At 67.4% G+C, this 9043-nt stretch carries 8 protein-coding genes; all 8 read right to left on the bottom strand.

The genetic code is table 11. The features are described 5' to 3' along the window. Positions 1–59: 59 nt before the first annotated feature. Positions 60–425: a hypothetical protein gene (locus ACTWOL_RS28275; RefSeq protein WP_474299626.1), complete on the bottom strand. Its 366-nt coding sequence runs from the start codon at positions 423–425 to the stop codon at positions 60–62. Next, positions 422–895, bottom strand: coding sequence for a YbaB/EbfC family nucleoid-associated protein (locus ACTWOL_RS28270; RefSeq protein ID WP_474299625.1), 474 nt, complete (start codon positions 893–895; stop codon positions 422–424). The genes ACTWOL_RS28275 and ACTWOL_RS28270 overlap by 4 nt, the downstream gene beginning before the upstream one ends. A gap of 28 nt (positions 896–923) precedes the next feature. Next, positions 924–4226, bottom strand: coding sequence for an AAWKG family protein (locus ACTWOL_RS28265; protein WP_474299624.1), 3303 nt, complete (start codon positions 4224–4226; stop codon positions 924–926). 95 nt (positions 4227–4321) lie between these two features. Then, positions 4322–4801: a type VII secretion system-associated protein gene (locus ACTWOL_RS28260; protein WP_474299623.1), complete on the bottom strand. Its 480-nt coding sequence runs from the start codon at positions 4799–4801 to the stop codon at positions 4322–4324. Positions 4802–4904: 103 nt separating this feature from the next. After that, positions 4905–5225 (bottom strand): WXG100 family type VII secretion target, encoded by a 321-nt coding sequence (locus ACTWOL_RS28255; RefSeq protein ID WP_474299622.1) that lies wholly within the window; start codon positions 5223–5225, stop codon positions 4905–4907. 76 nt (positions 5226–5301) lie between these two features. After that, positions 5302–5637 (bottom strand): hypothetical protein, encoded by a 336-nt coding sequence (locus ACTWOL_RS28250; RefSeq protein ID WP_474299621.1) that lies wholly within the window; start codon positions 5635–5637, stop codon positions 5302–5304. Between the two features lie 329 nt (positions 5638–5966). Then, a complete protein-coding gene (gene eccB / locus ACTWOL_RS28245) occupies positions 5967–7448 on the bottom strand; it encodes a type VII secretion protein EccB (protein WP_474299620.1) in 1482 nt (493 codons plus the stop codon). A gap of 23 nt (positions 7449–7471) precedes the next feature. Next, the gene (gene eccD, locus ACTWOL_RS28240; RefSeq protein WP_474299619.1) at positions 7472–8872 is read right to left on the bottom strand and encodes a type VII secretion integral membrane protein EccD; all 1401 of its coding nucleotides are present in this window, start codon (positions 8870–8872) and stop codon (positions 7472–7474) included. Between the last annotated feature and the right edge of the window lie 171 nt (positions 8873–9043).

Raw genomic sequence — 9043 nt, 5'->3', positions numbered from 1 at the left:
CCGAAACTCCACTCACCATGAACCGTACGCCACGCATCGTGCTGATCAGTTGGTACGCGTCAGCGCCGTCCTCCGGCATCGCCGTCGAAGACGGACTCTTCGGTCTTGCGCTGGTGCTCGGCGATCTGGTCGTGCACATCCGCCTGGTTTCGCTCGATGTTGTCCAGGTTGGCGAGCGTCGCGCTCACCAGACCGTGCAGGGCCTCGTAGAGAGCCCTGCTCGTGCCCAGGCAGTACTGGTTGTTCTTCTCGTACTGGGGGCGGACCTCGCGAGCGAAGTCGTCGGTCCAGCCGGGCCACTCCGTGTAGTTCCGCTCCTGTTCAGTGAAGTCATCGCCCAACTTCTTCGCCATTTCGGGCAGTTGCTTCATCCGCTCCACGGCACTGCGGAGCGCTGCAGGATTCGCCTCGTAGGTGTTGCTCATGACCCGTTCCTCCTCGTGCCCTGTCCGTCGTCGGTGTCCTCGTGGATCTCGTCGTGCAGTCCGCTCGACCTGCGCCCCGGTCCCGCCCCTGCCTCTTCGAGCAACGCGGACCCGTAGATGCGCTCCCAGTCGATGTCGACGCCGCGCAGCCCCGGGGCGCCGGCGCTGGGCCGGGTGAGTGGTTCGAAGACGTCCATCACCTGCCGCGCCATCAGGGCGCGAGCGCGATCTGCCGCCTCCAGTACGGATGTCGCGAGCTGAGCAGCGTTCATCGAGCGGTACTTGTTGTCCAGGAACTTCAAGCCCGTCAGCTCGCCCTGCGGTCCCACCGTCACCTCGACCGCGCGGTCACGGGACCGTACGGTCTCGGAGGCCGTGGCCATTTGCTGCTCCGCCTTGGCCACCGCGCCCTGGACGGCTTCGAGTTCCGCCATGGCCTTGGCGATCTGCTGTTCGATGGAGTCGGTCATCGGTGATTCCTTCGTGTAGCGGGGCGGGTCATCGACCGATCACGGCGGGCGCGCCGCCCTCGTCGGTGCCCCACACGTCTTCTTCTTCCTGCACCCACGCGTCACGCGCCCGGTCCCCGCTCTGGGTCTGCGGCTGCGCGGGCGCCCCACCGCCCCCGGGCATGAACGGCGCACCGCCGGTCGTGGCCGTGGAGCGGGGCGTGGACACCCGCACGTTGTTCTCTTCATGACCCGAGCGGGCGGCGGGGATCCTGCCGTTGGCAGCACCGCGGCGACCGGCCGTCTGCCCGTCGTCGATCACATTGCGCACACGCTCCGACGAGCCCTGCCCGGAGCCTCCCGCACCCATCCCGCCCATACCACCCATGGGCATACCGCCCATGGGCATGCCTCCCGGCGGCATGCCGGTGTTCAGCGGTGTACCGGGCGTCGCCGCAGAGGCCGCGAGCGGAGAGGCCGAACCCCGCGACGTCCCCGGCTGGTACGGGGCGGCGTCGTACAACTCCTCCTCGAACGAGCCGAACGGCGACGTCCGGGGAGACGAACCCGACGACGGAATGTGGCCGCCGCCTGGAAGCTGTGGAAGATCACCGTCGCCGTTGAGCCGGCCTGAGGTGACCGTGCCGTCGGGGCGCGTGGTCGTGGCGATGCCCGTGTCCGGGTCGATCGTGGTGACCGTGCCGTCGGGCGACTCGAGGACGACGCTGCCGTCCTGGTCGATGTGGGAGACGGTGCCGTCGGGGAGCGGTTGCGGATCGCCCACGTTCAGCGGCCCGGAGACGGTCGTACCGTCAGGCCGGGTGACGGTCGAGGTGTGCAGGTCGGGGTCGATGGTGACGGAACTGCCATCGGGTTGCCGTGTGACGACCCGTCCGTTGTCGTCGACGGTGACCACGCTGCCGTCCGGCATGGTCAGAGAGTCGCCCGTGAAGTGGGGCGAGGCAGTGTTGAGCGAAGGCAGATCACCGGGGTTCAGGATGCCGGAGCGGATGTCGCCGATGTCAGGGCTGCCGGGCGTCCCAACGTCCGGAAGACTGCCGCCGTTGAGCAGGCCCTGCCGGATCTGCTGCTGCTGGGCCTCTGCCTGTTTGACGGCTTCTTGCTGACGCGCCTGGGCCTCTGCCTGCTGGGCCTCCATCTTGGCGCGCTGCTCGTTTGCCCGCTTCTCCTGCTCGGTCTGCAGTTGTTCCTGGCGCAGTTCCTGCTGCGTCCGGATCTTGTCGGCCTTCGCCTCTTGGTCCGCCCGGATCTTGTCGGCCTTCTCCTCAGCCGCGGCCTGCGCGGCCTTCGCCTCCTTCTCCTTGGCTGCGGCCTTCGCCTCCTGCTCCGCCCGGATCTGGTCAGCCTTCGCGTCAGCCTCAGCCTGCGCGGCCTTCGCCTCCTTCTCCTTGGCTGCGGCCTTCGCCTCCTGCTCCGCGCGAATCTGGTCAGCCTTCGCGTCAGCCTCAGCCTGCTTGGCCTCCTGCTTCTTGCGAGCGGTTTCCTGCTCGGCGCGGGACTGGTTGAACTGGGCGACTTGCATCTGCTGCTGCTTCGCCTGAGCCGCGGCCGCCTCCTTCTCCTTGGCTGCGGCCTTCGCCTCCTGATCCTCGCGGATCTTGTTGGCCTTCTCCTCGGCCGTGGCCGCCGCGGCCTTCGCCTCCGCGTCCTTGGCTGCGGCCTTCGCCTCCTGATCCGCCCGGATCTTGTCAGCCTTCTCCTCGGCCGCGGCCGCCGCAGCCTTCGCCTCCGCGTCCTTGGCTGCGGCCTTCGCCTCCTGATCCGCCCGGATCTTGTTGGCCCTATCCTCCGCCGCAGCCGCCGCGGCCTTCGCCTCCGCCTCCTTGGCTGCGGCCTTCTCCTCCTGCTCCTTACGGATCCGGTCGTTCTTCTCCTCCTGCTCCTTACGGATCCGGTCGTTCTTCTCCTCCTGCTCCTTACGGATCCGGTCGTTCTTCGCCTCGGCCTCGGCTTGCTTCTTCGCGTTATCTTCCGCCTGCTTCTTCTGCCAGGCCATGAAGTCGTCGGCCTTCTTGGCCGCGGCGTCGGCGGCTTTCTTTGCGTCGTCGGCTGCCTTTTCGTTCTTGTCGTTCGTGACCGAGGTGGTGAGGTCCTTGTCGCCACGCGTCCTGACGTTGCCGAGGTCGAAGGAACTCCATCCGTTGTGAACGGCCTTGAGCGCCTCGTCGGCGGCTGCCACAAGGTTGTCCTTGACGGACTTCTCCCAGTTCAGCACCGCACGTTCGCCGATCTTCTTCCAGGTGCTGAGCTCCGTGAGATCGCCGAAGTCTTCAGATGTGTTTGCCAGTCGCCTGGCGTGCTGATCGAACGCGTGCGTGGCTACGTATGCGATATCGCCCTTCGTGGCGTCTTTCTCGTCGGCTTTCCACTGGTAGTTGATCTGCCTGATGTTGTAATACCAGATGTAGTCGGTGATCTCCGAGAGCAGGTCGTGCAGCCAGCGCAAGGGGTTGCCCATGTAGAGCTGCCAGTGATCCCACGCGTTGTACAGAGCGGTGGCGGCATTCCGGAAGTCCGTTTTGGCCTGCCGGATTTTGTTGCCCTGCAGGGAGTGGTGTCCGTCGCCGGCGAGCATGTCCTTGGCATACCCGTCGTACTGCTTTCCGATGGTGTGGATGAGGTTCCAGAAGACTCCGGCCGCCTGGCCCCGCCATGCGTCGTTCTGCTCGGTGCCGACACGGCGTTCCCACTCCTGCACTTCCTTGTGCCGGTCACGAAAGAACCGCGCCGTCCGGTCGAAGGCGTTTGCGGTCGTGTCGAAGGACTTGAGGACTACGGCGTTGTGGTCAGCGACTTCCTTGCCGTTCCAGTTGAACCGGTGGGTACCGTTCTCAAGCTCCAGCATGGCACGCAGAGCGGCACCCGTACCGTAGGAGTACTGAGTGAGAGGGCCGGTGTCCCACGTGCGATTTCCCAACTTCAGGTGGTTCGACATATGGCTCTGGAACTTCCCCCCCATCACCGATCCGCCGACCGGCGCATGATCGCCGTTCTTCTGACCGAGGAGCGTGATGCGCGCCCTGTACATGTCGACGAATTCAGAATTTCCTTCGACTGCGCGCTTCGTGTAGAAGGGGATGACGAAATCAGTGTTCTGGATGTTCCCACCCGCGTTGTCGACTTTCCATGACAGGTCGTCTACGTTCACCGCCTTGGCATAGTCCTTGGTGATCTCCACCTTCATCTGAGGGATGTCCTCATTGCCCTTGAGGTTCTCGAAGAGAGTATTCCGCAGCGGTGCGTCGTATCCCGTGAACAGACCAACGACTTTCTGCCAGGAGTCGTTGTCGTCGGTGGTTATCGACTTCTTCTCTTCGACTTCCTCTGGCACGGACATACTCCATACGTATCAGGTGGGGCGCGGGTACCGGATTCGGCGACAGACTTGGACGGTCGACGGTACGCTGGGGCTACTTTGATGACGAGTCAGTCGTCCGAGTCATCCGACTTGCCACTGCCTGCCCCGAGCGACTCGTCGATGTCGGAGAAGATGTCGAGGAGTTTGTCGGCCTCGATCTTCTCGAGGTTTCCATCCTGCGTCTTGAACAGCTTCTCGATGCTGGTTCGCAGGTTGTCGTCGATGTCCTCGAAGAGATCGTGCTGGTTCTTGAAGATCTCGGCGACAGAGGTAATAGTCTCCGTGAGGCTCTCGTTCAGATACTGCCCGTTCGAAGGGGCATCTCTCCCGAGCTCCCCTAGGGTGAGGGGCTTGGAACCGCCCGGCACCAGATAGTCAGGGTGCTTGCCCTTGGGGAGGAGACTCTCGAGCGCCGGGAAGTGCTCCGTGCCCTCGTCCTTCCCATCTTTCCTGATGTTCTCGAGCTCACCGCGGAAATCCGCGACGTCGTGGTCGAGGAACGACTGGAGCCAGGCCTTGTTGAGATTGACCGGGGGGTTGCCCGCCATGCGTCCGTCTCCTGCTCGTCGGTCACTGCCGGTCGGCGGGCGCGCGGAGCCGTGGTCCACGCACGCGCCCGCCGCCCGAAGTCATGGGAGGGGTCGAGTCGGCTCAGCGGCCGATGCGCACTTCACTCCAGAGCTGGGTGAGGGTCGTCTCGCTCCGCCGGTATTTGTCCGAGACGTCCAGGAGCAGGGCCGAGTGGTTTTGCAGCAGCTGCTTCATGGCCTCGACCGCGCCGTTCCAGGCAGCCTGCTTGTCGTTGTAGACCTGCCGGTCGTCACCTTCCCAGGTCTCCTTCAGCGCCTGGAGTTCGGCGTCCAGGTTCGCCAGGATGCTGGCGATCGCCTTGGTCTGCCAGATCATGTCGTCTGCGCCATTGGTCATGTGGGCGTAGTCGACGTAGATGGTTCCGTCGGTGAAGTCGCTCATGGTGGGGCCTCGTCTCTGGGGGAAGTACGGGACAGGGGTAGCGCACGGCCTCGGCCGGGTGCCGGCCTGCCGACGGTCAGCCGTGGAGGGCGTCGAACACGCTCTGGGACTGCGTGTAGGCCTGGTTGATGTCGTCGTTGTTGGACCCCTGAGTGAGGCCCTGCTGGGTCAGCGTCTCGTTGAGGGTGTTGACCATGTCGCGGACGTTCTTGGAGATGACCTCCGCCTGGTCGTCCCAGAGCTTGAGCAGCTCCTGGAAGGCCTTGCCGTCCGACCCCTTGAGCCCCGAGGCAAGGTTGAACTTCATGTTCTCGACGTCCTGCCGGCAGTTCTGTACGCCGGTGAACGCCTGCTCCAGGGCGTTGATACCGTTCCGGGTCGCCTGTTCCTGTGACTGCTGCATCCCTGCCATGTGCCGCACCTCCTGGGGGAATGGCCGCCTGGCTCTGCCGATACGGCGAGCCGAATGCGGATTCCTGTCATCCGCTGGCGCGTCCAACAGATCTTATGCCAGAGGTGAGTTGATAACACAACACCAACAGGGAACTCGAACGGCCGGTCATACGGCGGGTCCAAGAACCGTCATAGAAAGGTAACTTGAGGGAATCCGTTCGGGCATCAATTCTGCTTTTCCTGCCCGGTCCATCGCCCGTTTCGGCGCGGAAGGGAACGTCGTCCGCTGCACCCGTCCGATTTCCTGCCTGTTTTCCTGACCCTTTTCCGAGCAAGGAGGACACGACGTCAGCTCTTGCCGCCCGGTTCCCTGCCCGTTTTGGCGCCCGTTTCGGTCGTGCAGGTGCCCGCCGTCGTGGTGCCGTGTCCCGTCGCGGCGGCCCGGGAGTTGAGGTCGGGCCCGCTCGGCAGCATCGCGAGCAGGGGTGAAGGCAGCCCCTTCACCTGTCCCGTGTGGTAGCCGAGGGCGGTGAGTGCCTCGAGGCCGGACACACGGTGCTTCACTCCGCCGTCCGTCACCAGATAGAGCGTCATTCCGACAACGCCGCCGCCCGCGCCCACGGCGCCCACCAGCGCACCGCCGCCCGGGCGGACCGTGATCCGGCCCACGGGCACACAGGCCGGGGTGAGTCCCTCCGGCGCCGGCTGCGCGGTCGGACCGAAGTCGGCCGTCCGGGACAGGGCGACGCTCACCCTGGTCCCGTCACCGGTCGGCTCGATCCTGGCGCAGGCCGCCTGGCCCGGTTCCGGCGCCACCGCGGTCGGCGGAGCCTCGGGCAGGTCGGACCGGTCCCCGTCCGGGGCCGGCGCGGTCCGGCCGGCGAGGGCGTCCGCGCCGAGCGCCACCGCGGCCGGGGTGGCCCCCGCGTACGCCGTGCGCTTGGTTTCCGGATCCCCCAGGACGAGCGCGGCCCCGGTGGCCGTCAGAGGCGCCAGGCCCTCCTTGCGGAGGAGGTAGTAGCGTGCCGCGGAGCCCGGCACGGTGACGCGGAAGACCTGTCCGAAGCGGGTCTCCCGGCCGCCGAGCGCCGGGCCCGCCTGACCGCGGTCCGGCACCTGGGGCGGGGTCAGGTCGGGCCCCTCGGGCAGGGAGTTCAGGAAGGCGGCGGACACCGGTGTGCGCGGCCGGGAGTCGTAGCCGAGGGCTTCGGCCGCCCGGTGCGCTGTGTCCAGCCGCAACCGGCTGCCGCGCCACACCAGGTAGTCCTTCTTGTCCGGGCCCGTCACCAACAGGGCCTGGGTGGTCGACAGTCCGGGCCCGTTCGCCGAAGCCCCCACGGCGAGGAGGGTGTCCGTGGGGCCTCCGTCGGCGCCCGAACACACCTGCCAGGAGCCGGAGTCGAGTGCGTCGCCGGCAGGCAGCGCGTCAGGCGCGCCGGGGATACCCACCGGTGAGCCGTGTGGGGTGCCGGCGAGCGAGCCGGACCCGACGGAGACGACCTTCATGTCCGCTCCCCCGAGCAGCCGGGCGGAGGCGTAGTTGCGCACCGGACGGAGGCGTCCGTCCAGATACAGGTAGCGCGTACCGGTGTCCTTGTTCACGACGAGGGTGCCCGGCTTGCGCCACGAGTCCTTGGTGCCCGGCTTGAACAGGCCGAAGACGAACGCTCCGGCTGACAGCAGTACCGCGATCACCACACTGATCGCGATGCCCCTGTTGGTACGGCCCTGCGGGCTCTCCGGCGCGTCCGGATCGCCGCGGAGCATCGCCGACGTCAGACGCCCCATGACGAACATGTGGGCTTGGACCTGATCACGCTTCGAGTGCACGGTGTTCTCCCGGTTCTGCCTGATCAGCCGTTGAGGCCCCGGAGGGCCCCGTAGACACCCAGCACCCACAGCACCAGCGGCAGCAGCGCGATGGCTGCCGCCGAGTGCAGCAGCTCCGCGCCCCGTCCCCAGTAGGGCACGAGGCGCCGTCCGGGCACGGTCCAGGAGGCGATGGCGAGGGCGGCGGTGACGGCCAGCAGTCCGGCCACCAGCAGCAGCCGGCCGAAGGGGCTGTAGGACTGGGCCGCCCCGAAGACCAGCAGGGCCACGCCCCAGGCCGCCGGCACGACCAGGGACAGGCGTTGCCACACGTTGCCGAGCCCCCGTGCGTGCAGGAGCAGCAGCAGCGTCAGCACGGCGGCCGTGCAGACCTCGGCGAGCGAGGGGTCGTTGCCGAGAGCGGTGAGGCATGCGACGCAGACCAGGCCGACGGCGCCGTACAACGAGGTCATCCAGCCGTCGGCCAGTACGGACCGGCTGGTGACCACATGGGTCGGATGGGGTTCGATGCCCTCTTGGAGCTGCTGGGCGTTGGACGGCAGAGGTGGCATCCGCAGGCCCGCCATGCGGAACGACAGCGAGGGTACGAAGGCACCGAGCAGCACCGCGAGGAGCGCGGCCACGGCGGCCGCGTCCTGCAGTGGCAGATCGAAGATCATCATCACGCTCGCGGTCAGCGCGCCGAAGACGGCGACGACGGCGGGCGCCAGGAAGAGCGCGGCGTAGGACGCCACGGCGGCCAGTGCCAGCACGGCCCCGCCCGCTCCTGCGGCAGAGGCCGCGAGCAGGCGCGAGGCCAGTGCCTCCTGGCCGTGGGCTCCGCTGAGCGAGCCTCCGGGCAACAGCCAGCCGGCGAGAGCGAGATAGGGGCCCACCATCATGCCGAGGGCGGCTCCGGCGCCGCCGTCGCCGACGGCCCGTCCGGCCGAGGCCGCCCCGGCGAGCAGCAGCAGTGCGGCCGCGGCGGCGCACACGGCCCGGCTGCCACCGGAGCCGCCCGGCAGGGCGAGCACCACGAAGCCCGCGAGCAGGGTGGCGACGGCCAGACCGCGCAGCAGGGCACGTCCCGCGGCGGGAGTCCAGCCGTGTGGTTGCCGGCCGAGGGCGGTGGCGATGCCGTCGACGAGGTCGTCGAGGTGCACCTCGGGCAGCGCCTCGGTGCGGGGACGCAGATGGAGGGTTTCTCCGTCGCGCAGTTCGTACGAGTCGAGCGTGCGCTCCTCGTCCATCGGCTCGCCGCCGAGGCGTTGGAGAATCCAGCCGTCGTGGTCGAGTCCCGCTTCCTCCAAGTCGTCTCCGGCGTAGCCGAGGACGGCGGGGAGCAGGTCGGCCACCGGGACGTCAGCGGGTACGGCCAGGTCGATGGTGCGGGCCGGTGCGCGTACGGTCAGCCGGCACAGCCCGGCCACCTGGGGGTCACTCATCGGTAGGACTCACGCCTTCCGGAAGCCGTTGGCAGAAACCAACGAACGTGATCGCGTGGGGGATTGCCCTTTGAAGGGCCAGGTTGGTTGTGTGATCGTAGTATCAACGGCCTGTCTAGGGCGACGCCGCCCTCGTTATGTCCGCCGTTTCCCCCACTGGAGCGGCCGCCG

This window comes from Micromonospora sp. IBHARD003 (assembly GCF_056106285.1).
Note: the sequence above shows the minus strand (reverse complement) of the source record. Positions and strands in the feature narration are given on the sequence as shown.